This window comes from Clostridium sp. (assembly GCF_050717515.1).
GTDB lineage: Bacteria > Bacillota > Clostridia > Clostridiales > Clostridiaceae > Clostridium_AD.
Genome location: NZ_JBOITL010000039.1, coordinates 179,949 through 205,320 on the forward strand (window position 1 = coordinate 179,949; position 25,372 = coordinate 205,320).

Sequence of the window (25,372 nt, forward strand, 5' to 3'; positions counted from 1 at the left end):
GTTGATTGTACTCCCCTTACATTTTTTTATAAATAAATGTTGATGCCTTTTCAAATCCATACTCTTTATAATTATATATACTCTCAGTGGCCCCAACGAAAAGTAATCCGCCTTTTTTTAATGACTCACTAAATTTTTTATATATTTTATCCTTAATATCTGCATTGAAATAAATAACTACATTTCGACACACTATTAAATCAAAATTATTTTCGTACTTATCCAGAATAAGATCATGTTTTTTAAAGTCCACCATTTTTTTTATGGCAGAATTAATGCAGTATTTATCCTCTTTAACTAGAAAATATTTTTCCATGAATTGTTTTGGCACGTTTTTAACTTCTGCACTGACATATTCGCCATTTTTTGCTTTTTGAAGTATTGTACTGTCTATGTCTGTAGCTACAATTTTATGATTCGCTCTTGGGTATAAATCATCCATAATCATAGCTAATGAATAAGGCTCAGCTCCAACAGAACAGGCAGCACTCCAAACTTTAAGCCCTCCATTACAGGTCAGTTCCGATTTAACTTTTTGTGAAAGTTCCTGGAATATTTCTGGATTTCTAAAAAATTCTGTTACGTTTATTGTAATGAAGTCTAAGAATTTTTGTTTTTGAAGAGGATCACTCTTTAATAAACTAATATACTCTTCTACAGACTTCGCCCCAACTCTTGACATTAAACTTAAAATTCGCCTATGTAATTGGTTAGATTTATAAGCGGCTAAATCTATCTTATATTCTTTCAAAACCCATTCTTGAAAATATATTAAATCCATTATTATAATCATCTCCCCATTACAATCTTATTAATTTCCTGCGCAACATTATCTAAGGGAACAACCTCATCTACTTTACCTGTTTCAAAAGCCGCCTTTGGCATCCCATATATGGTGCAAGTAGATTGGTGCTCTGCCATAGTTATGCCTCCATTGTCTTTAATTGCTACTGTGCCTTGCGCTCCATCTCGTCCCATGCCAGTAAGTATAACACTTAGTAGCTTCGGTCCATATACTGCGGTGGCGGACATAAAAAGTTTATCTACTGCTGGTCTAACACCCCAGATAGTAGGCTCTGTATTTAAATGTATCCTCTTATCTAATCCTACTTCCATATGATATCCACCAGGAGCGATATAAACTACATTTTTTAAAACTGCGTCGCCCTCCCCCGCTTCTATAACCTTCAGTGTACTATTTAAATTAAGTCTCTCTGCAAAAGCCTTTGTAAATCCCGTTGGCATATGCTGCACCACAAAGACTGGCACTCCTATATTATCGGGCAGTGCTGTTATTACTTTATATAGGGCTTTAGGACCGCCTGTAGAAGCTCCGATGACCACAGCCTCCACCTTGTGCATTTTGATGGCTTTATTGCCTGTAGTGGCCCCTATATTGGCAGTGTTTTTACCTTCTCTCTGCATAAAAGCCAATTTAATTTTTCCTACCAATTCACCTTTAACCTTAGCAATGTCTAGTGATATTGCTCCAGAGGGTTTTGCTACAAAATCAAAAGCACCTTGCTCAAGGCAGTCCATTGTAAATTCCGTACCACTTTTAGAACCACTACTAAGCATAATAACCGGTACATTAACATTGTTTTTTTTCAATTCCTTTAAGGTTTTTATACCATCCATTTGAGGCATTTCAATATCCATAGTTATTACATCAGGCATTTTACTGGTTATTTTTGTTAACAAGTCTTCACCATTTTTTGCTGTATCTATAACTTCCATTTCTGCCTCAGCATTAATCATATCAGAAATGATTTTTCTCATTAATGCTGAATCATCTACTACAATCACTTTAATTTTCTTTAACAATACATCACCTCATTAACTATGTATAAATCTAAATCTCTACGGTTCCCATACCTACTGTTCTAATAGCCAGCAGCCCACTAGCGGTATCAAATATTAAGGTTCTGCCTTTATTACCGCCAATGTCTTCTGAAAGTATTGGAATGCATAAAATTTTTAGAGCATTTTTTACTGCGATACCATTTCTACTGCCGATGTCCATTATTATACTTTTATCAGGGAAGTTAAACATTGAAGCTCCACCTGCTATTTTAGCCCTCATATTTTTAAGCTTTGCACCTTTTTTTATCATCTTCTCTACCAGGATTGGGATAGCTAAATCTGCAAATTTGATTTCGTTAGTTATTTTATTGAATTGGCTGCTATCTGGAAGCATTATATGTGCCAATCCTCCAATACCTATAGTTTTATCATAAATTGCAATGCCCACGCAAGACCCAAGCCCCACAGTTATTAATTTATCTGGCGAAAAAGTCACATTCAAATCCGAAATTCCTACTTTTATCTCATTATATTCCATATTTACACCCTATTTTATAATATTTCATTTTTTTCTTCTTCTGTTAATATAGCTGCAAGATTTAAATATATAATTATTTTACCATCAATCTTAATAAGCCCTTTGATATATCTTCTGGATATTCCAGAAATGATTTCTGGTGAATCTTCTATGCTATCTATCAATACATCCTTAACTTCAGAGACAAAATCAACTATTATACCTATTTTACTTTGGTCTTGTTTCGTAACTATTATCTTACAGCCTTCTTGTATTTCAGCTAGAGGCAAGTTAAATCTTTTTGACAATGCTATAACTGGCAAAATACTACCCTCATAATTTATGACACCTTCCACAAATTGTGGTGAATCTGGAACTTTAGTTGAATATTCATAATCCAGTATTCTTTCCACTTCCACAATATTTGTAGCATAATGCTCATTATTTATGCTGAAAATCAAAATCTTAATTTCTTCCTGCTTCATATTAAATCCCCCTACAACAGTAATTTATCAACAACTAGTTCTCTACTTTCATCTATATACGCATGAATGTTTTTGCTGGCAACATCTAGAATATATTCCCTAGTACCTATAGTAAACCTAGTATTGGGATAAGCGACTTCTGCCCATATATGGCCATGGTTTTCTACAATAAGTTTTGTTGCTACTCCACCCATTCCCCCAACTATTTTGCATTTAATTTCTTTTCCTGCTTTTATAACTCCACCCCTAGCTACGCTTTTATCCTTTTGAAATATTACGCTATCACTTGCTTCTATTTGTGATACGTATTGTCCAATACCGCTAAAGGTAATATTACCAGAACTCTTAATTATTGAGTCTTGGCAATAGTCTAGCGCTACATCCACAGGAAGAGTTAAATTCATAGATAGTAGAGAAATTTTATTATCAATAATTGACACTGCAGCATTTAGTTCCTCATAACTCTTGATATTAAGAGGACCAAGCTCCAGTATCCTATTTTTAATAATAAATACTAATTCATCTTCAGAATTTCCCAGCTTCAAAATTCTTTTAGCTACCTTAATAGAAGTTTGAGAGAGTTTTTTGAATTTAGTTTCCATTAAAGTTTTAATTAATTCACCATCACTAGTATTTCTTACTAAAAGATTCAAATCTTTTAATTGTTTTATGGAAGCTATTAATTTTGTTAGGTCGTCTTTCATGCAATTTAAATCACTTAAATGTTCTAAAATTAATACATCTTCTTTTCCAGCTGAAACGTTTGAGTGAATTACATTACCATTTATCACAACATCTCCATTAGCAGTAATTTCTGCTTCTGAAACATTGTTTTTAACTAAAATGCAATTACCAGACTCTACTTTCATGCCTTCCCGTACACTGCCATTTATAACTATATCCCCTACAAATTTAATATTTCCAGTTTTTAATTCCACATCTCCATTTATTTCATGAATTTTATAAACAAAAAACGTATTCCCCCTGGCTGAAGGTCTACCCTCGCTTGTAGCCACCACAGTAAATTCATCTTTAAGCGCACTACCCTCACCTGCACCTATAACTATTTTTTTCGCATTTTTAACTTTTATAATTTTACCTGTAATATCTATTCCATCTTCACCATTTTTTCCTGGATAGTGAATAGCTAGAACTTGTCCTATTTCTACTCCCACTACAGTACCTATAGCCTTGTAGTCTATAACCTTAACATTGTCATCTTGCAGGTCTTCTTTTTCATCTGTCTCATTATATTTAATATCCAACCTATCATCTATCTTGTCTATAGTTTTCTTCCCAGATGCTATAAGCAGGTCCGAAATTTCATCAGCCTTTGCACATTTAATAATGCTCATCTTCAAAATTCCATATTTTATATTGTGATTTAATAACTCATTTTTAATTTCTGATTCTGTAAATTTAGGCGGCATGATTTCTTCTTTTATGTCTATTGCCGTTGTCATTATGCTTGCTTTCTCAGCATCTTTTAATTTATAGACGGTACTGGGTTTGTATATAATACTAATGTACGCTTCCATCTTATCTTCACTTATTCTTAAGTTCATCTGCCTTTTAGCCTCATCTTCTTTAAACACAAATTCTATCTTGCTTTCCGAAGTGACAGGAGTACATTTATTAATCTTTTCCCCATTTATAATTATTGCAATGTTATTGCCTGAGGAAATTACTGCTGGTTTCCCACCTGGGCAAGGGTCTTTTACAATAATTCTACCCTGCTGAATTTCTATTGTTCCGTCTATTTCTTGCTGCTGAGCAGCTTTTTTAGAAACATCTTCTTTAAAAGCATCTTCTTCTTTAAGGTTTTCATCATCCAAAACCTCTATTTCATCCACAGAAATTATAGCATGTTTATTAAAAAAATGAGTTTTCTCCTCTAATATTGTATATTTTAACTTTTCTATTGGAACCCCCAAACTAAAACTTGCATCAGCTAAACATTCCTTTACATTCAAACCTTGGAATTTTTTTCCACATGCCTTAGTTACCAATTATACCACCCCTTTCTATAGAGAAATTATACCATATTTCTTCTATTCTTTTGCTTTACATTTCAATTGTTTTATTTGTTTATCGACCTATTTCCTATAAACTTTACAATTTTCTGTTTATCCTCATTTAATTCAGCTTGAAATCCCACTATTATTGAATTTATTATTGAATTTTTCGAGGAATTAAAAGAAAACTCATCCACACTTTTGATCGGCAGTACATTGGGTGAAGTTCCAGAAATAAAAAGTCCCGTTAAGGATTCAATGTCGCTTTCATGAACATCTCTTTCTTCAACTACTATATTTAACTTTTGGCAAGCTTTTATAATAAATTGTCTTGTTATACCAGGCAGAACATTCTCTACCTTGGAGGTTAAAACAATAGATCCTATAACCATAAAGATATTTGATCTACTACCTTCAGTAATAAAGCCAGCATCATCCACTAAAATTGCCTCATATGCGCCACTACTAGCAATTTTTTCGTTTACCTTGTCTCTGAACATATTATCCATAACTTTAGCATTGGGGTTATTACGTTCTACCTGATACATAATAGTTTTTACACCTTGCGCATATTGCTCTTTTGATGGATATGCATGAGGTATAAAATAGGCTAAGAACCTTTCATTTAATGTTTTATCCTTTTCACTATCAGCCACATTGGGCTGATAATTAATAACTAATTTTAGATTTCCATCACAAATATTATTCCTATCTATTAATTCAAGGATTCCATTTATTATTTTTTCCCTTGTAACACACAAATTATATTTCATAATTTTCGCAGAATTTTCTAAGCGGTTTAAGTGCTCCAGAAGAAAAATAGGTATTCCATCACTTATCCTTATAACTTCGTATAGTGATTTCCCTGTACTCACATTATAATTTTCAAATTCTTCCCTTGGCTTAAATTCCTCCCCAAATAAAAAGTATTCATTTATGCATTTGTCCATATATATCTCCCCCTTTTAATTTCGTGTATAGATATAATTTTCAGATTTTTATTTCCATCTTAAAATTTCAATTTTATGGTGGGTTTTCTTAAAATTTATTAAGTAAGGATGTCCTACCAAATTAAAAAGCGGCAAATCTGACAGAGAATCAGAAAACATATAAGAGTTTTCAAAGTCAACCACCATATTTTCCTTTTTCAAAACTGCTTTTAGTCTTTTTACTTTTTCTTCTCCCTTACAATTTTCCCCCAAGATTTCATTTCTATGTAAGCCATTCTCCAGGGTAAACCGCGTCCCTATTACTTTGTCTACTTCTTTTATGTTGTAGAGCTCATTTAAATAGAACTCAGCGGAGGCAGAAATTAAATAAATTTTGTATCCCTCTGCTTTCATTTTTTTTATCATTACAATAGCATCATTATATAATATTTTACTTAAACGTTTTTCATAAAATTCCTTGACAATTTTTTTCATTTCATTTTCCTCTATACCATCAATAAATCGTATAAAGGTTTTCTTTACTTTTGAAGCATCATGGATCTTCAAAGCGTAAAAAATAGATGAATATATACTTTTAGGTAGATATTTTAATAATCTAGGATTCTTTCTCATCATAAAAAAATAAAATTCTACCAGTGTCTCTCGTTTGGTTAGTGTGTAATCCACATCGAAAATAGCTAATTTTTCTTTCACAACGCATATTCTCCTTTAATTATACTTTTTTACCCATAGGCTACTCTTATTGTACTCTTATAATATTAATATTGTTACCATAAGTACACTATTAATTACTTTTTTTAAAATTAAAAAAAGCCGATGCAATTGCAACGACTCTTTTGTAAAACTATTTCTCTTCTTTAATCATTTCTTCATAATATGCAGTTACTTCTGCGAATTCTTCATCTTCAGGGATAATTAATTCGCCTGTTTCTTCATCTCCAATTACTTTGAAAAGATATATTGAATCGTCCTCAGGATTTTGAACTAATGCATATTCATTATCTTTATAAGTAAATCCATCTACTATTTCACATGGAACTACATTACCATTTTCATCTTCTAAATCTACAGTTAGTGCTTCTCCTTCTCCACAGCCGCAACCGCAACCCTCGTGTTCATCGTGATCATGACCACCACATCCACAGCCTTCATTTTCTTGGTCATTTGAACCACATCCGCAACCATGATTGTCTCCACATCCGCAACCTGAGTTTTCTTGGTCTACGGAAGGCATTTTTTTATCTTCATTCATAATGTGTTACCTCCTACATTTCAGTATATTCTATATTCTACCCTTAATTTGAAAATATTAAAAGAGTTTTTTCAAAATTTTAATGTTAAGTTATTGTTAAATCTTTTTTGTGTGTATTTTAATTACAAAAGAAGATGAAATTTAATTCATCTTCTTTTGAATTTGCAATTTTAAATAAAACCTTAAATACTATTTTTGGTCAGCAAGTCTTTTATAACTGTCTAATCTTTCCATAGCATCTTTTTCTGTTTTAACAAATAATGCTTCTGCTGTTTCTGGGTATATTTTTGCAAGTGAAGAATATCTTACTTCGCCCATTAAATATTCTCTAAATGAAGTAGTTGGTTCTTTAGAGTCTAATATAAACGGATTCTTTCCTGCTTCTTTAAGTTCTGGATTAAATCTATACATAGCCCAGTATCCAGATTCAACAGCTCTCTTAGTTTCAAATTGAGTACATCCCATACCTGCTCTGATACCATGATTAATACATGGAGCATAAGCAATTATAAGTGATGGTCCTTTGTATGCTTCTGCTTCTTTTATAGCTTTTAGTGTTTGATTTTTATCAGCACCCATTGCTATTTGAGCAACATAAACATATCCGTAACTCATTGCCATCATACCTAAATCTTTTTTCTTAGTTTTCTTACCAGTTGCTGCAAATTTTGCAATAGCTGCAGTTGGTGTAGATTTTGAAGATTGACCTCCAGTATTTGAATATACTTCTGTATCCATTACAAGAATATTTACATCTTCGCCAGATGCAAGTACATGATCAACTCCACCAAATCCTATATCATAAGCCCAACCGTCTCCACCAAATATCCATTGAGACTTTTTAACTAAATGATCTTTTTTACTGAATATTTCTTTTAATGCTTCATTATTGTCTTTTTCAGCTGTTAACAATGGTAACATTTTAGCTGTTGCAGTTTTTGAACCTTCTGCATCTTGTTTGTTTTCAATCCATTCATTAATAGCTGCTTTTAATGCATCACTTGTGTTTAAAGTTAAAGCTTTCACTGCTGACAATTCAACTCTATCTCTTAATTGAGTAGTTCCAAGGAACATTCCAAGTCCAAATTCAGCATTATCTTCAAATAATGAGTTAGCCCAAGCTGGTCCCTGACCACATTCATTAACTGTATATGGTGATGCTGGTGAACTTCCTCCCCAAATTGAAGAACATCCTGTAGCATTAGCTATGAGCATTCTATCTCCAAATAATTGAGTAATAAGTCTAGCATATGGAGTTTCTCCACATCCAGCACAAGCTCCACTGAATTCCATTAATGGTTTTTCAAATTGACTTCCCTTAACAGTTGCAGTAGTCATAGGGTTAGCTTTTTTAGATAATGATTGTTCGAATTTCCAATTTTTTATTAATGATGTTTGTGTTTCATATGGTTTCATAATTAATGCTTTTTCTTTTGCTGGACATACTTCTGCACAGTTACCACATCCAGTACAATCTTCTAAACTTATACCCATAGTGAAATTCATTCCTTCAAAATTCTTTCCACCAGTAGCTTTTTTACTTACATAACTTTCTGGAGCGTTCTTAAGTTCTTCATCTGTAGCTAAGAATGGTCTTATTACAGCATGAGGACATACATACGCACATTGATTACATTGTATACATTTATCTACTTGCCATTCTGGTACATTAACAGCAATACCTCTCTTTTCAAAAGCAGCTGTTCCTGGTTGTAATGTTCCATCTTCTATTCCCATAAATGCAGAAACAGGTAGTGAATCTCCTTCTTGTCTGTTCATTACATCAGCAATATTTTTAATGAAATCTGGTCTAGCTTCTTTTGAAGTATCCTTAGTGTCTACAGCTTTTTTCCAGCTTTCTGGTACATTAATTTTAACAACTGATTCAATTCCTTTATCTATTGCAGCATTGTTCATGTTAATAACTTTTTCACCTTTTTTACCGTAAGATGAAATAACTGCTTCTTTAAGATACTTAACTGCATCTTCTACAGGAATAATGTCTGCAAGTTTAAAGAAAGCAGATTGCATTATCATGTTTGTTCTTCCGCCAAGACCTATTGATTGAGCTATTCCAACTGCATCGATAATGTTGAAGTTAATATTGTGAGTCGCAATATATTTCTTCATTGATGCTGGTAAATGTATTTCTAATTCTTCTGGAGTCCATATACAGTTTAATAAGAATGTTCCATTGTCTTTAATCCCTTTTAGAACATCATATTTATATATATAAGATTGATTACCACAAGCAACATAGTTTGCAGCATTTATTAAATATGGTGATTTTATAGCTTTCTTACCAAATCTTAAGTGAGAAACTGTAATTCCACCTGATTTTTTAGAATCATATGCAAAGTACGCTTGAGCATACATATTTGTATGGTTTCCTATGATTTTTATAGCACTCTTGTTAGCTCCAACTGTACCATCTGATCCTAGTCCCCAGAATTTACATTCTTTAGTTCCTTCAGGAGTTGTTGTTATCTCAGGTCCTGTTACAAGTGAAGTATTAGTAACATCATCAACTATTCCTATAGTAAATCCATTTTTAGGAGAAGCTGCTTTTAAGCCTTCAAATACAGCAACAATTTGAGCTGGAGTAGTATCTTTTGAACCTAGTCCGTATCTACCGCCAACTATAACTGGTCTATTTTCTTTTTCATAATAAGCATTTCTAACATCTTGGAATAATGGTTCTCCAATTGATCCTGGTTCTTTTGTTCTATCTAATACTGATATCTTCTTAACCGTAGAAGGTATGTATTTGAAGAAATGATCCAGTGAGAATGGTCTGAATAAATGTACCTTAAGTACTCCAACCTTTTCTCCTTTTGCATTTAAATAATCTATAGTTTCTTCAATTGTGTCACAAACTGAACCCATTGCTATTATTATTCTATCTGCATCTGGTGCACCATAATAATTAAATAAATGGTAGTCAGTTCCGATTAATGAATTTATTTTTCCCATATATGTTTCAACTTTTGCTGGAAGAGCATCATAGTACGAGTTTGAAGCTTCTCTTCCTTGGAAATATATGTCTGGATTTTGTGCTGTTCCACGAGTTACAGGATGCTCTGGATTAAGTGCATGATTTCTAAATTCTTCTAGTGATTCTGTGTTTATAAGAGAAGCTAGAGTTTCATAATCCCAAGTTTCAATCTTTTGTATTTCATGAGATGTTCTAAATCCGTCAAAGAAGTTTACAAAAGGAATTTTTCCTTCAATAGCTGTTAAATGAGCCACTGGTGAAAGGTCCATTACTTCTTGTACGCTACCTGATGCAAGTAGTGCAAATCCTGTTTGTCTTGTAGCCATTACATCTTGGTGATCTCCAAAAATATTAAGTGCATGAGTAGTTAATGCTCTAGCAGCTACATGAAATACTCCTGGTAGTAACTCTCCTGCTATTTTGTACATGTTTGGAATCATTAATAATAATCCTTGAGAAGATGTAAAAGTTGTAGTTAATGCTCCTGTTTGAAGTGAACCATGAACTGCTCCTGCAGCTCCTGCTTCTGATTGCATTTCCATTATTTTAACTTTTTGACCAAATACATTTTTTGTTTCTTTAGCTGCCAATTCGTCACAATACTCTGCCATTGTTGAAGATGGTGTTATAGGATAAATTGCTGCCACGTCAGTATACGCATAAGCAACGTGTGCTGCTGCTGTATTACCATCCATTGTTTTCATTTTTCTCATAAATAAACCTTCTTTCATTAATAATATTATAAAAAAATTGTTACAAAGCATAACAAAGCTTGATAAAGCTTTATAAGCTATTTTTTACATTTTCTTGTTTAGTTTGACCCTAGGCCACTCTTTTATTCAAATTACAAACCAAGTAATCTATAAATGATTTATAAAGTTTTATAAATAACCTATAAATTACTTAGCTTTCAGATTTATATTATTTAACGTTATTTAACTAAATTTCTACCCATTTCTTCTGCTTCAACTAATTGCTCTTTAGAAGGAGCTTCATTAACGGTTAAGTTTTGTATAACATTAAACTCATAATCCTTCATTTGGCTTACCCATTTGTTCATAAATTCGCCATCATCCCATCCATAAGATCCAAATAATCCAGTAACTTTGTTGCTCAGTGGAAGTAATTTGAATTTATCAATGAAAGGTTGCATTTCCTTTTGTTCTATTCTATTGTTATCCATTGATGGACTTCCAAAAGCAACTGCATCTGCATTAGTTACATCTTCAACTTTAGCTTCACTAACTAGTTTAACTAGTACCTCAGCTCCGGCTTCTCTTGCACCTTTAGCTATACTATTAGCTAGAACTTCAACATTTCCATTATTGCTCCAATAAATTATTGTTAATTTTTTCATTACTATCACCCCATACTTTCATATTAATAGATAGTTTTAATTACCCCTTAATTATACATCAAAATGAAAAATATTCAAGTTCTTTGTTATGAATATTGTATAAATATTGCATTATACTATAATAATTACCAATAAACTATAAAAGCACTAATTTCCGCTATATTTCTTATAGTTTATATTTTTCCCCACTTTTAACAATTACCGAATAGTAAACTTTTGAATCTAATAGTTCCTTAAAACTTTTTTGAGCATCACTATCTCCATGTACAAGAAAAATACCTTTAGGTTTTATCTTCATATGGTCTATCCAATTAATTAAACCATTTCTATCCGCATGCCCAGAAAGTCCTTGCAAATTATATATTGATGCTGCTACGGAAATATCTTCACCAAAAATTTCAACCATTTTATTTCCATCCAATATTTTTCTACCTAGGGTTCCCTCAGCTTGATATCCTACAAATACTATAGAATTTTCACGAACCCATAAACTATGTTTTAAATGATGTTTTATTCTACCTGCATCACACATTCCAGACGTTGATATTATTATCATTCCCTTTTGAATGTCATTTAACTTCATAGACTCCTCTGCAGACTGAGTAAACTTAAGCCCCTCAAAACTCAGTATATTATTATCATGCTTTTCCATCTCTTTTGCCTCAGAATCAAAATATTCTCTATTATTCTCAAAAATTCTTGTTGCCTTTTCTGCCAAGGGGCTATCCACAACCACCGAGAGATTTTTAAGCATATCCTCATCAAAATAATTATTCAAGGCATATATTACCTCTTGGGTTCTACCTACTGCAAAGGATGGAATTATAACATTCCCTCCTCTGTCAAAAGTTTCTTTTACTATATTGGCAAGCTCCTTTAATACATCTTTGAAATTTTTATGTACTTTATCTCCATAGGTGGTTTCCATAATTACATAGTCTGCACACTCTATAAAGCTGGGATCATTTATAAGTGGAATGTTAACATTACCTAAATCGCCACTATAAACAAGTTTTACAGGCGCTGCACCTTTTTCTTCCAATTGCAGTTCTATAATAGCTGACCCTAATAAATGCCCTGCATCCACAAAGACAATTGTTAAGCCATCAAAAGGTTTTATTTCCTCATTGTAAGGATAACTTTTAAAAAGCTTTAAACACTCCTGAGCATCTTTTGAGGTATATAAAGGCACAACAGTTTGCAGGCCTTTTCTTTTAAATTTCCTATTCTTCCACGTAGCTTCCATCTCCTGAATATGACCACTATCTTGAAGCATCACAAGGCATAGTTCATTGGTAGCTTTTGTGCATATAATTTCACCTTTAAATCCATTTTTATATAGTAGTGGAATTCTTCCACTATGATCTATGTGAGCGTGGGATAATATCAATAAATCTATATCTTCCGGGTTAAATTCAAAATTCTGGTTATTACCCCCATCTCCATCGCGTCCTTGGTATAATCCACAATCTAATAAAACAGTTTTGTCTCCTACCTTTAGCATATGACATGAACCTGTAACACACTGGCAAGCACCAAAAAAATTAAGTTCCATCTTATTCCTCCTTTAATTTATATTATTATTTTTCTTAAATAATAAGCAAGGATATATTCTCATAATTACAGTTTACACTTTTTTTAGCTTTTCTATAAAATAAATAATATTTTAAATAGAAAAAGATGAAGAAATTTTACTTTCTTCATCTTTTTCTATATTTTTCTATTAAATCAACTATTAAATCAATGCTATCTTCTGCGTTACTATTTTTCATCTTCACAATATATTTTTCTGAGTCATTATACAATTCATCAATCTTCATTTGTAAGTATTCAGGTGTTAACTCCTCGTCTTGAATAACCATACTATACCCGCTTTTTTCAAAAGATTTAGCATTAAGTATTTGATCACCGCGACTTACCTTGGCAGATAATGGAATTAATAAATTAGGTTTTCTTAGTGCTAAAAGTTCAAATATTACATTTGCTCCTGCTCTTGCTACCACTAGATCCGCAGCAGCCAATAAATGAGGTAATTCATCCACTACATATTCAAATTGCGCATAGCCCATTTTGTTTTGCAGTGATTTTTCCATATTATCCTTGCCACAAATATGAATAATATTATATTTCAATATTAATTTTTCAAGCTTAGACCGTAGAGCTTCATTTATAGCTTTAGATCCTAAGCTACCACCAATCACTAGCAATATTGGTTTTTCATTTTTAAAGCCACATATTTCTTTAGCCTTTATTTTGCTTCCTAAAAATAATTCGCGACGTATAGGATTACCAGTTACTATCCCTTTTCCATTTTTTATTTCATTTAGGGCTTCTGGAAAAGTTACGCATACTTTTGTACAATAAGGCGCCGCAAGTTTATTCGCAAGTCCTGGCGTAATATCACATTCATGAGCAATTACTGGAATCTTGCAAAGGTATGCAGCAAGTACCACTGGTACAGAAACAAAACCGCCCTTTGAAAAAACAATATCTGGTTTTTCAATTTTCATTATTTTTTTTGCCTCAAAAAGTCCTTTAATTACTTTTAGTGGATCAGTAAAATTTTTCATATCGAAGTATCTTCGAAGTTTTCCACTTGAAATAGGATAATATTTTATATTTTCACCCTCTATTATTTCTCTTTCAATGCCCTCTTTTGTTCCAATATATTGGATTTCATAACCTAGCATTTTAAGTTTTGGTACAAGCGCAAGATTTGGTGTTACATGTCCTGCTGAACCTCCACCAGTCATTATTATTTTGTGATTTTCCACTTTAACACTCCTTTGAAAAGATGCTTTACTCAGTTTATTCTACATTATTATATACCAATTACAATAAAAAGTTCTACTGTTTATATAAAATGATGTTGTCCATAATTTTCTATACAGTATATAATTTTCAAAACTATCCTTGAACCCACTATAATAAAAATGCAATACCAGGATAAACTACTATCATACAAATAAACACAAAAATTTAAAGGAGGAATTAAAATGGCAAACAGAACATTAGTACCACAAGCTAGAGAAGGTTTAAACAAATTTAAAATGGAAGCTGCTCAAGAAGTTGGCGTTAGTTTGAAGAATGGTTACAATGGAGATCTTACTTCTAAACAAAACGGTTCTGTAGGCGGACAAATGGTTAAAAAAATGGTAGAACAATACGAAAAAAACCTTTAATTTAATGTTTTAAATCAGTTAAGAGGTATATGCTAGCCATATACCTCTTAACTCTGATATTTTATCTTATTCATATAACTATATTTTTTTAAATTCATAAAATAATAAAAATATGTTATTTTTTTTCATATAATTAAAGTTTTTCACATTATAACAAGTATTAATTTTAAATGATGCACTTGCCTTATTTCCCTTCAATATTCTATTATATATTTTAAATTTCTGCACAAGCTACTATCATAACACAAATAAAATATAGAAGGAGGTAATTAATAATGACAAGCAGAAACAGAGCATTAGTACCACAAGCTAGAGAGGGTTTAAACAAATTTAAAATGGAAGCTGCTCAAGAAGTCGGAGTTAATCTATCACAAGGATACAATGGAGATCTTACTTCTAGAGAAAACGGTTCTGTAGGCGGACAAATGGTAAAAAAAATGGTAGAGCAATACGAAAAAAATCTATAATTTTAATTAGTTTTTAAAGGATATATGCAAGGCATATATCCTTTAATTTTGCAGCGACCCAGAAGATGATTTAACCTGAATAATGGAAACACATATAATTTCTTTTAATTTAAAATTCACTTGCCTTAATTCCCTTCAATATTCTATTATATATTTTAAATTTCTGCACAAGATACTATCATAATAAAATAAAATATAAAAGGAGTGATTAACAAATGTCAAACAGAAAATTAGTACCTCAAGCTAAAGCCGGATTAAATAAATTTAAAATGGAAACTGCAAAAGAACTAGGTGTTAACTTTACAGATTACAATGGCGATTTAACTTCAAGGGAATGTGGTTCTGTTGGCGGAGAAATGGTTAAAAAAATGGTACAACAGTACGAAGAAAATTTATAATATAACCAAAATATAATATAGACACATAGACTTAAGTCTATGTGTCTATAAATATTTAACTGAGTTTAAATTCTATAATCTTTAATTGAATAGACTTTCGCCCATTGTACTCATTGATTTGAGGTGTAAAAATCAAATCTAGTTTCATGCTTCTTGGGTTATCAAAGTAGGTCATATAATCTTCTCCATAGGAATCTTTTAGCATTTCCATAAATTCCTCTACTCTGTTAAAAAATATTCCATCAATGGTTTTATTTGTTCCCGGCATTAAACACTTTATTTTTATTGTATTAGCACTTTTCCCTAATATATCTATTTTTAAAACGGGAATGTTTTTTTCGGCCAGCAGTGGTGAGGGATTACCTTTACCATAAGGCTCTAAAAGTTCCAATTCTTCAATTATCCCATAATTTATTTTAGTTAGTGGCATTCTTTCATCTATTCTTATTTTAGGTATAATATCTTCATCCGTTAGCTTGCAAATAGAATTTAACTTTTGCCTTAATTTTTCTATATTTTCCTCTTTGATAGAAAGACCTGCCGCCATTGGATGTCCTCCAAATTTTAAAAGTAGATCTTCACATTTTATTAATTCCTCAAATAAATTATATTCTTCAATAGATCTTGCTGAACCTTTAGGATTCTCTTTTCCACTAGTTAATATTATTGTTGGCACATTGAAAGTTTCCCTAACACGTCCTGCTACAATTCCTGCGATACTCTCATGGATAGTATCTTTATAAATCACTAATACTTTGTCATTTCTAAAAGTGGAATGCTCTACAAGTTCTATTACCTGCTGCACATTTTCCGTTGTCATATCTTGTCTTTTTTTATTAAGTTCATATAGTGTTTTAGCCAGTTCCACTGCTCTAGTTTCCTCTTCACATATAAGAAGTTCAACTGAAATAGCTGCTGATTCTAATCTGCCTGTAGCATTTATACAGGGTCCTATTTGAAACCCAACATGATAGGATTTCATCTCTTTATCCGCAATGTTTAAAATTTCTTTTAAACATTTTAACCCAAGATTTTTTGTATTTGTTAACATCTCTAAGGCATTTTTAGCAATTATTCTATTTTCATCAGTTAAATCTACCACATCACAAATAGTTCCTATTCCTGCTATTTCTATAAACTCTTTTACAGCTTCACTATTAATTCCAAGTTTTAAATATAGTGCTCCAACAAATTTAAGTGCAATACCCGCTCCACAGAGTTGTTTAAAGGGATAATTGCATTCTTTCTGTTTTGGATTAATAACTGCATCCGCTGGAGGAATCTTGAAGGTTCTCACTCCGCTGCTATCTTCCTCAAATGATAACTCATGGTGATCAGTTATTATAACAGTCATTCCTAGTTCTTTTGCTAGTTTTACCTGCTCCGTTGCGGCGATTCCATTATCGCAAGTTAAAATCACTTGAACACCTTCTGCGCAAAGTTTTCTTATCCTATCACTATTTATACCATAGCCTTCAAGTTCTCTATCAGGAACATAGTATTCTACCTGAGCACCACATTGTTTTAATGATTTATACATTATAACAGTACTAGTAACACCATCAGCGTCATAATCCCCATATACCACTATTTTTTTATTGTTTTCAATAGCGAGTTTTATTAACTCTGTAGCTTTTTCCATATCTTTCATTAAAAACGGATCATATAAATCCTCTAAACTAGCCCTCATAAATCTTTTTATATCTATTTCATTATGAAATCCTCTATTAATTAAAATTTTAGCTACAACCTCACTTACCCCAGATTTTTTTGCCAAGGTTTTAATGTCTTTAGAGGTATTTTTTATTAACCACTTTTTCTCCATACTTATCTCCTAATTAATTATTATTTCATATTTAGTGCTGAATTTTTTTAGCATCAAAACTCGCTGCCCACTATACCTTACTAGGCATCAAAACTTGAATAGTAGGATTAACTAAAACACTGTTTACTACTTTCATTATTTCAGCATCTTTTATGTTTTCCATCCCTTTAAATTCAGAAAAAATTACGGAGCCATCTCCATACATAATTTCATATACACATAAACTCATACTAGTTTGAATAGATTTCTCTAAGGCTAGCATCCTTCTTAATTTGTAGCTTTTACACAGTTTTAAAAGGCAATCCTTATCAAAATAGCCCTTTAACTTCTTAACTTCTTCAATTTGATTATTAATAATTTCTATGGTCTTATTTACATTTTCGTAGGAAGTACCTAAGGAAATAGTAAAAAGTTTTATTCCCGTCTCATTTTTAATTTTACTGTTTATATCATAAACAAGGCCTCTTTTAGTCCTAATTTCATCATATAGTATACTGCTTGTACCTTCTCCGAAGACTAAGTTAAATAGCTTTAGTGCACTAATTTCTCTATCATTTAAATCATGAATAGGGAAACAATATTGAATTTTTGCACCTTGCAAGTCATCTCTATATTGAAAGTAAGTTCCTGGATTATTATTTTCGTATATATACTGTGGCGTGTGGTCTAAATGATGCTCAGCATTAATTTCTTTATTGTTAAAATTACAAAGATATTTTTCCACTATGTCTGAAACACTTTTAAAACTCAAGGAAGATATTACGCTCACAACGCAATTATCTGAGGTATAGTGTTTATAATAAAAATTTTTAATTCTATCATTGGTTATGGAGCGAATTGCCTCCTCCGTGCCTATAATTAAATTTTTTATTCTTCGCATATTAAACCCATTATAAAGCAAGGAGTCTTCACAAAACTGGCTAGAATCATCTTTCCATTCTTTTAATTCGGCGCTGATTACATCTATTTCCTCTTTGAACCCCGCCCCTGGAAAAGTTGGGTTCAAAAGGATATCCGAGTAAATTTCAAAGCCTTTTTCAAAATCTTCATCTAAGGTGGTACCATAATATACTGCATAGGGATAATTAGTCATTGCATTACAAAATCCGAAGGTTTCATCACATAATTTATTAATCTGATATTCTGAGCGAGAAGTGGTACCTTTAAAAAGCATATGTTCTACCACGTGAGCAATTCCCAGTTCACTATTTCCCTCAATACCTGCTCCTGCATTAAACCCTACCGTAAAAGAAGTTAAATTATTCTCTGCTTTCTTATATAATAACTTCACTCCATTTTTAAGTACTATTTTTTCCATTTAATCACCTTCATTTTTATATTTTATTTATTTTCAATAAAAGGAAAACACGCTAAAACAAGTTTTATCTAACTTTTTATGCGTGTTTTTTATTTTTATTTAAAAGCATCTTTTACTTATTATTTTTGTGCAGGTGCTAAAGTAACATCCTCTACATAATCGTCTATAAGTGCATTGGTTAAGTTTTTACCTCTACCTGCTCTATTCTGAACGTTTATATCCTGAAGTCTTATAGTCTTCTTTTCACCTTTAAAGCAGCTCACGGTTAAGCTCATTTCTTCCTCAAATGTGATCGCTATTTCATTAGTATCTTCGGATTTTTTTGTTACCGCTGGTATTAAATCTACAAATATAACTTCATCATCTCTTAAGCTAATTCCTGTTACCCCTGAGGCAACTTTTCCCATAAAGTTAATAGTATTCACATTAAATCTTATACACATTGCCTTTTTTGTTACCATTAGTATATCTTTATCTTCATTATCCTTGTTAATTTTTACAGCGGTTAATTTATCTTCTTCTGTTTTTAGTTTATAGACCATTGCAGAGAAGAAATCACCTTCTAATTCACAAAGCTTAGTGCGTTTTGTAAAACCTTTTTTAGTAAAGAAATATATACTTATTTCTTCATTGAAATTATCGATTGACACAATATCTACTATTTTATCATCAATATTGAAATTGTCCAGTAGAGTGCTAATAAGTATACCACTCTTCTCAATATTCTGAATCATATAGCTAGGTAGCTTATGAACTGCACCTTTTTGCGTAAATATAAGCAGTGTAGAAGATGATTTAGTATAGGTGCTTAAATGTGTATTTGTCTTTCTACTAGATACTTTTATTGCTCCTTTTGCATTTAAACTAAGATAGAATTCTTTATAATCATAATCCTTAGCAAATTCTATTTTTACCACTTCATCCTCGCTTGTGAGATTAAATAACTGAGTACCAATTGTATTTCTATCAATATCCAAAAGCACTGGCTCTTCCACAGAAAATTCTAACCCTTCCTTTGTTAATACTTTGAAGAAATTTTCTTGCCTTTCCTTATCTATTAACCTAACATGAAGAAGTTTTTCATTTTCTCTTAGCCTTAAAGCAGATAATTTAGTATAACTCGTCATAAATTTATCCAAATCTGTTTTCTTTACATTCCCCTTATTAGTAAACAACATAAATTCCTTAGCCGCCGACAAATCTTCAGTTGAAAGTGTCTCAACAATTTTCTCTTTTGTTAAATCTATTCCGCGAATAAGGGTATCAAGTCTTTCACCTTTTTCCTTCCACTTATATTCTGGCACTAAATCGCCTCTTAATTGATACATATTTCCAAGGTCCGTAAAGATCATCAAGGTGTCTTTAGTACTTGTTCCAATTAAATATGTATTAAAATCTCCCTCCCTATACTCTATATCTTCTATATTAGTGTTAGACCTATTATAAGATTTCGTTGGCACTCTTTTTATATAACCATCGTTAGATAGTGTTATCATAATATCCTCTACCATAATTAACTCTTCTACATCTATTTTAGCTTCGTTATCATCCTCAATAATTTCCGAACGCCTAGGATCATTATATTTTTCTTTGATTTCTAAGATTTCTGTTTTTATTATTTTCAAAAGTTCCTTGTCATCTCCAAGAATTTTTTTATATCCCATAATTAGTGCTTCCAGTTTTTTATATTCCTTTAAGAATATTTTTATTTCAAGTCCCGTTAGCCTGTATAGCATAAGTTCAAGTATTGCATCACTTTGAATTGTAGAAAAATCAAACCTACTAATAAGATTTTCCCCAGCATCTTTTTTAGATTTTGACCCTCTAATTATCACAATAATTTCATCCATTACATCTACGGCCTTAATAAATCCTTGTACAATATGGAATCTATTTTCTGCAACTGCTAGTTCACTTTGAGTTCTTTTAGTGATAACATCCTTTTGATGATTTAAATAGTGCATTAATATGGTTTTAAGCCCCATAGTTTGAGGCTTTCCATTAGCCAGTGCTACCATATTAAAAGGTATATTACATTGAAGTTCTGTTTTTTTCATCAAGTATTTAAGCACCTTAGTAGCAGTTTCCTTATCTGTAGACTTTTTAAATTCAATTACAGATCTAAGTCCACTTCTATCAGACTCGTCTCTAATATCTACAATAGACTCTAGTGCTTTTGCATGTTTTTTATCCGCTGTCATATCAGAAATAGACCCAAGTAGCTTTGCCTTGTTTTTTCTGTATGGGAACTCCGTAATAACTATCCCAATGCGTCCACTTTCTAATGTTTCAATTTTCATTTTAGAACGTAGCGTTACCTTACCTTCTCCTGTCTCATAAGCAGCTTGTATAGCATTTTTTCCAATTAAAATGCCTCCTGTTGGTAAATCTGGTCCTTTAATATATTTCATAAGCTCTTTTGTTGTGATTTTCTCATTATCTGCGTAAGCGATTAGCCCATCAATTACCTCTCCTAGATTATGAGGTGGTATGTTTGTTGCTATTCCTACCGCTATTCCAAAGGTTCCATTTACCAGCAAATTAGGATATCTTGATGGCAATACGGAGGGTTCCTTCTCTGTATCAGAATAATTATCTACCATTTCCACAACGCCTTTATCAATGTCTCTTATCATTTCAAGAGCAATAGGTGAAAGCCTTGCTTCTGTATAACGCATGGCAGCCGCATTATCGCCATCTTGACTTCCCCAGTTTCCATGGCCATCTATTAGAGGCTTTCTTGTGGCAAAATCTTGGGCTAGTATTACCATGGCACCATAAACAGAACTATCTCCATGGGGATGGTATTTACCAAGAATATCTCCGACTATTCTTGCTGATTTATAATAAGGTTTGTCTGGAAAGGCCTTTAGCATATAAGCTCCATAAAGAATCCTTCTATGTACTGGCTTTAACCCATCTCGTACATCTGGCAAGGCCCTATCCCTGGCAACCTCCACGGCATATGGAAGGTAGTTATCTGGCATCGCTTCCTCTATAGGAGTCATTATTATATTATTGTCTTTAGGTACGTCAATTTTTTTTGCCATTTAATAAATCCTCCCTTTGTTAAAATTCAGCATATTTATACATGTAATTTTTTCTAGGTGCAACCACATCTCCCATTAGAAGCGAAACCATCTTCTCTGCCTTTGCTGCATCTTCTATAGTGACCTGCTGCAAAGTCCTAGTACTTGGGTTTAGTGTAGTATCCCAAAGTTGATCTGGATTCATTTCTCCAAGACCCTTATACCTTTGGATAAGAGCACCTTTTCCAATTTCTTTTTTGGTCTTAATTAGTTCTTCATCACTATAAGCATACTTAGCCACTTCACCATTTTTACCATTCTTATAAACCTTATAAAGTGGTGGCATCCCCATATAAAGGTGACCATTGGCGATGAGCGGTCTCATATATCTATAAATAAAAGTCATCCACAATGTTCTAATGTGATATCCATCAACATCTGCATCACTTAAAATAATTATTTTACCATATTTTAAATCTTTTTCCTTATAATTTTCTAAAACTCCTGTTCCAATGGCAGTATTGAATATTTTAAGTTCCTCGCTAGCTAGTACATTTTCTAGTTTTTGCTTTTCAGTATTCATAATTTTACCTTTTGAAGGCATAATAGCTTGGAATCTTCTATCCCTGGCTTGCTTGGCACTTCCACCAGCTGAGTCTCCCTCCACCACTATAAATTCTGTAAACTCTGAATCTTTTAATGTACATACTGCAATCTTCCCTGCAAGAGGAGCTGCTCCCTTACCTATTTTCTTTCTTTCAGCGTCATTAATCTTTTTTATTTTATCCCGTCTTGATGCAGCAGAAATAGCATTATTTATTATATTCGTTGCCATTTCTTTGTTGTCTTCTATCCACTCTGAAATTTTAGCAAAGCATAATTCATTCATCATGCTATAGGCCTCATTATTTCCTAGTTTGCTTTTAGTCTGACCCTCAAAGATTGGGTTGCTTATTTTAATTCTAGCGATAGCCGTCATACCTTCTCTTAAATCGTCACCCTCAAATTCCTTATCCTTCTCTTTTAAAAGATTAAGCTTTTTAGCACCTTCTTTAAAAGCCCTTGTCATACCTGTTTTAAATCCAGTTTCGTGAGTTCCTGATTCTGTAGTTGGTATATTATTAACGTAGCTCGCAATATATTCTGTAGTAGAATCTGTAAATTGTATGCACACTTCGCCGTATAATTGTATCCCATTTATTTCTTTTTCACCTTGAAAAAATATAGGGTCCTTATGCAAAACAGTTTTACTTTCATTTAAATAATCTATAAAATCTAGAAGACCCCGCTCTGAGTGATATTCTTTTGTAGGGTTCCCTTCTTTTCTATTATCTATAAATACCAGGGTAATTCCTTTATTTTGAAAGGCTAATTCTTGTAGCCTTTCATCAATAACATCTGTTTTAAATTCTAGCGTCGTGAATACATTTTTATCCGGCATAAAAGTAACTTTACTACCTGTATCTTTTGTTAACCCTACTTCCACCAGCTTGCTCACCGGTGTACCTGGCATAGGTCTTTTTAACTCCTTGTCATAAGAATATTCAAATCTTTGAGTGAAAACTTTACCCTTTTGACTTATTTCAACTAAGAGCCACTCCGATAATGCATTTACAACCGCAGCTCCAACACCATGAAGTCCGCCAGAAGTTTTATAATTCTTATTATTAAACTTTCCACCAGTATGAAGCTCAGTAAATACCATTTCCACACCAGATTTGTTTTTTATAGGATGTATTCCTGTAGGAATCCCTCTACCATTATCAACAATAGTAACACTTTTATCTTTATTTAATATTATTTCAGCTCTATCACCATAGCCATTAGCTATCTCATCTATAGCATTATCTAAAATTTCCCATATACAATGATGTAACCCTTTGCTACCTGTAGAACCTATGTACATACCCGGTCTTATTCTTACAGGCTCTAGTTTTTCTAGAGAAGTTAAGTCGGTTACATCATAGGTTTGAATTTCTTCCTTATCAAAACTCATATAAATCCTCCAGTAAAATTTTATTATCCATTTGTTATTTTATATGTTTACTTGCAAAAGGTAAAGGACTTTAAATAAAAAAACAGAACATTAGTTTCTGTTTTTTGGTATTTTTATTCTTTTATATAACTTTGAACCAATTTTCTATTTGCTCTGTGGCAGTTTTTATGTCTTCTACCATAATTTTTAATTCATAATCGTATTTACTCGCTGAATGCATATACATAGGATCATAATATTTAATCATAAGTTCGCTTACTACGACCTCATATTCTGATTTTAAAACGGCGCTGCAGTACATGTCAACATTTTTTTCTCCAATATGCTTTTCCAGTCTTTTTAAACAATCAACTATTTCGGTGTTACAGTTCCCAACTTTTGTATATTCATTAATAATAAGATTTGTTCTAAACTCAATATCTGCATCTACAAATATATGTCTACCACTTTTCATCTTTTGAAATACAAAATCAGGTATTGTAGTATTTCCTATACGTTTGCTTTCTGCTTCAATAAACACATAAGGACTTTTACAATCTCGTAACATATGATATATTTTAGATTCAAATGCCTTTTGACTAGTGGTTTTTCCAAGTCCTACTGTACCTAAAAGAGATCCTCTATGATTAGCAAAACCTTCAAGGTCTAAAACATCATATCCATCACATTCTAATTGTTTAAGTATTTCAGTTTTTCCAACACCAGTATTACCATGTAAAACAATATATTGGACACCATCATTAAGTTCAGGTAATTTTTCAATTACAAACTTTCTATATCCTTTATATCCCTCATTTATTCTCTCTGTATTTACACCAAGAGAACTAAGTAACATACCAAGTACACCACTTCTCATTCCGCCTCTAGCACAAAACAACACAATTTTATTGTATTGCTTATTAAGTTCTTTTATTTCGTCATAAATATGGAGTAACTTTTTAGATGCTACTTCTAGTCCAATTCTTTTTGCTTTATCAACACTTTCCCTTGTATATACGGTACCAATAATTTTTCTTTCTTCATCATCAAATAAGGGTATATTAATTGCCCCTTTTATTGTTCCTTCTTCAAATTCCCCTGGACTTCTTACGTCAACTAATACATAATTCCCCTCAAGTTCTCCATATTCTATGGTTTTTAACATTAATTTTCCTCCTTGGCTTGTTCCTTCTATTTGCACTATGCAATGGACAATGGACAGTTGAAAGTTGAGAGTTGAAAGTGGAGAGTTGATGAAATTTTCACTTTCGTAAAAATAAAATTCAACCTCCACTTTCCACTGCCTTCTGTCACCTGTCCACTGTACTCTGTCCCAGTCCACTGTACTCTGTCAACTCTCAACTGTCTTATTAGTTGCAGGAAGCATTGCTGCAGCTAATCTTATAATATATTTTATACTTTCTCTATCTATGTTGCTCTCAAAATTCAATAAACCAATAGCATCCTTTGCCATGTTAATAGCTTTTTCTTCTTTAAAGGTATTTTCGCTATTTTTATAGTTTGATTCTACATGCTGAACTATTCTTGAAACAATTCTAATAATTCTTTTTGCATTTTCAGGTGTAGACTCACTAGCAGATAGCCCACCAAGTATTACATAAGCAAGACCAAAATAGTCTTCCCTAAGATTTGTATCCCTATCCTTTAACAAGTAAACTAAATAGCCAAGGCCTAATACTAAAAGCAGTATTAAAACATATTGAATAACTATCTCTACCATCAAATCATCCCTCCTTCATTTGAATTTATACTACTTTATATGCCATTCAAATGCGAAAGGGTA

Annotated in this window: 21 protein-coding genes; 3 read left to right on the plus strand and 18 right to left on the minus strand. The window is 32.2% G+C overall.

Going from position 1 to position 25,372, the window contains the following annotated elements; genetic code table 11:
* Window positions 1-16 precede the first annotated feature (16 nt).
* From ACREV6_RS22990 to murG, 12 genes are all read right to left on the minus strand, one after another.
* Entirely contained in the window at window positions 17-781 is a 765-nt protein-coding gene (locus tag ACREV6_RS22990; protein WP_431580372.1) for a CheR family methyltransferase, read from the minus strand.
* An 8-nt stretch (window positions 782-789) separates the two neighbouring features.
* On the minus strand, window positions 790-1,779 hold the full coding sequence (locus tag ACREV6_RS22995) for a protein-glutamate methylesterase/protein-glutamine glutaminase (RefSeq protein WP_431580510.1): 990 nt from the start codon (window positions 1,777-1,779) through the stop codon (window positions 790-792).
* 73 nt (window positions 1,780-1,852) lie between these two features.
* Window positions 1,853-2,341 (minus strand): chemotaxis protein CheD, encoded by a 489-nt coding sequence (locus ACREV6_RS23000; RefSeq protein WP_431580373.1) that lies wholly within the window; start codon window positions 2,339-2,341, stop codon window positions 1,853-1,855.
* A gap of 14 nt (window positions 2,342-2,355) precedes the next feature.
* Complete coding sequence (locus tag ACREV6_RS23005; protein WP_431580374.1) at window positions 2,356-2,805, minus strand: chemotaxis protein CheW; 450 nt, start codon at window positions 2,803-2,805, stop codon at window positions 2,356-2,358.
* A gap of 11 nt (window positions 2,806-2,816) precedes the next feature.
* The gene (locus ACREV6_RS23010; RefSeq protein ID WP_431580375.1) at window positions 2,817-4,814 is read right to left on the minus strand and encodes a flagellar assembly protein A; all 1,998 of its coding nucleotides are present in this window, start codon (window positions 4,812-4,814) and stop codon (window positions 2,817-2,819) included.
* Between the two features lie 71 nt (window positions 4,815-4,885).
* Complete coding sequence (locus ACREV6_RS23015; RefSeq protein ID WP_431580376.1) at window positions 4,886-5,770, minus strand: aminotransferase class IV; 885 nt, start codon at window positions 5,768-5,770, stop codon at window positions 4,886-4,888.
* 48 nt (window positions 5,771-5,818) lie between these two features.
* Window positions 5,819-6,463, minus strand: a complete 645-nt coding sequence (locus tag ACREV6_RS23020; protein WP_431580377.1) for an HAD-IB family hydrolase — start codon at window positions 6,461-6,463, stop codon at window positions 5,819-5,821.
* 151 nt (window positions 6,464-6,614) lie between these two features.
* Complete coding sequence (locus ACREV6_RS23025) at window positions 6,615-7,004, minus strand: DUF1292 domain-containing protein (protein WP_431580511.1); 390 nt, start codon at window positions 7,002-7,004, stop codon at window positions 6,615-6,617.
* 207 nt (window positions 7,005-7,211) lie between these two features.
* Window positions 7,212-10,730, minus strand: a complete 3,519-nt coding sequence (gene nifJ / locus ACREV6_RS23030) for a pyruvate:ferredoxin (flavodoxin) oxidoreductase (RefSeq protein ID WP_431580378.1) — start codon at window positions 10,728-10,730, stop codon at window positions 7,212-7,214.
* A 218-nt stretch (window positions 10,731-10,948) separates the two neighbouring features.
* The gene (locus ACREV6_RS23035; protein ID WP_431580379.1) at window positions 10,949-11,374 is read right to left on the minus strand and encodes a flavodoxin; all 426 of its coding nucleotides are present in this window, start codon (window positions 11,372-11,374) and stop codon (window positions 10,949-10,951) included.
* A 166-nt stretch (window positions 11,375-11,540) separates the two neighbouring features.
* Entirely contained in the window at window positions 11,541-12,929 is a 1,389-nt protein-coding gene (locus ACREV6_RS23040; RefSeq protein ID WP_431580380.1) for an MBL fold metallo-hydrolase RNA specificity domain-containing protein, read from the minus strand.
* 145 nt (window positions 12,930-13,074) lie between these two features.
* Window positions 13,075-14,148, minus strand: coding sequence for an undecaprenyldiphospho-muramoylpentapeptide beta-N-acetylglucosaminyltransferase (murG, locus tag ACREV6_RS23045; protein WP_431580381.1), 1,074 nt, complete (start codon window positions 14,146-14,148; stop codon window positions 13,075-13,077).
* Window positions 14,149-14,370: 222 nt separating this feature from the next.
* Between murG and ACREV6_RS23050 the strand changes: the two genes are divergently transcribed.
* The 3 genes from ACREV6_RS23050 to ACREV6_RS23060 all read left to right on the plus strand — a co-directional run bounded on the left by ACREV6_RS23050 (window position 14,371) and on the right by ACREV6_RS23060 (window position 15,421).
* On the plus strand, window positions 14,371-14,556 hold the full coding sequence (locus ACREV6_RS23050) for an alpha/beta-type small acid-soluble spore protein (protein ID WP_431553554.1): 186 nt from the start codon (window positions 14,371-14,373) through the stop codon (window positions 14,554-14,556).
* A 275-nt stretch (window positions 14,557-14,831) separates the two neighbouring features.
* Window positions 14,832-15,023 (plus strand): alpha/beta-type small acid-soluble spore protein, encoded by a 192-nt coding sequence (locus tag ACREV6_RS23055; protein WP_431580382.1) that lies wholly within the window; start codon window positions 14,832-14,834, stop codon window positions 15,021-15,023.
* 215 nt (window positions 15,024-15,238) lie between these two features.
* Window positions 15,239-15,421 (plus strand): alpha/beta-type small acid-soluble spore protein, encoded by a 183-nt coding sequence (locus ACREV6_RS23060; RefSeq protein WP_124998100.1) that lies wholly within the window; start codon window positions 15,239-15,241, stop codon window positions 15,419-15,421.
* Window positions 15,422-15,476: 55 nt separating this feature from the next.
* Here the strand turns inward: ACREV6_RS23060 and recJ are convergent, their stop codons facing one another.
* From recJ to ACREV6_RS23090, 6 genes are all read right to left on the minus strand, one after another.
* Window positions 15,477-17,246, minus strand: a complete 1,770-nt coding sequence (gene recJ / locus ACREV6_RS23065) for a single-stranded-DNA-specific exonuclease RecJ (RefSeq protein ID WP_431580383.1) — start codon at window positions 17,244-17,246, stop codon at window positions 15,477-15,479.
* Window positions 17,247-17,316: 70 nt separating this feature from the next.
* The gene (locus ACREV6_RS23070) at window positions 17,317-18,564 is read right to left on the minus strand and encodes a M16 family metallopeptidase (RefSeq protein ID WP_431580384.1); all 1,248 of its coding nucleotides are present in this window, start codon (window positions 18,562-18,564) and stop codon (window positions 17,317-17,319) included.
* A 119-nt stretch (window positions 18,565-18,683) separates the two neighbouring features.
* Window positions 18,684-21,614 (minus strand): DNA topoisomerase IV subunit A, encoded by a 2,931-nt coding sequence (locus tag ACREV6_RS23075; RefSeq protein ID WP_431580385.1) that lies wholly within the window; start codon window positions 21,612-21,614, stop codon window positions 18,684-18,686.
* A 19-nt stretch (window positions 21,615-21,633) separates the two neighbouring features.
* Entirely contained in the window at window positions 21,634-23,589 is a 1,956-nt protein-coding gene (locus ACREV6_RS23080; RefSeq protein WP_431580386.1) for a DNA gyrase/topoisomerase IV subunit B, read from the minus strand.
* Between the two features lie 121 nt (window positions 23,590-23,710).
* The gene (gene mnmH, locus ACREV6_RS23085; RefSeq protein WP_431580387.1) at window positions 23,711-24,733 is read right to left on the minus strand and encodes a tRNA 2-selenouridine(34) synthase MnmH; all 1,023 of its coding nucleotides are present in this window, start codon (window positions 24,731-24,733) and stop codon (window positions 23,711-23,713) included.
* 186 nt (window positions 24,734-24,919) lie between these two features.
* On the minus strand, window positions 24,920-25,312 hold the full coding sequence (locus ACREV6_RS23090; protein ID WP_431580388.1) for a hypothetical protein: 393 nt from the start codon (window positions 25,310-25,312) through the stop codon (window positions 24,920-24,922).
* Between the last annotated feature and the right edge of the window lie 60 nt (window positions 25,313-25,372).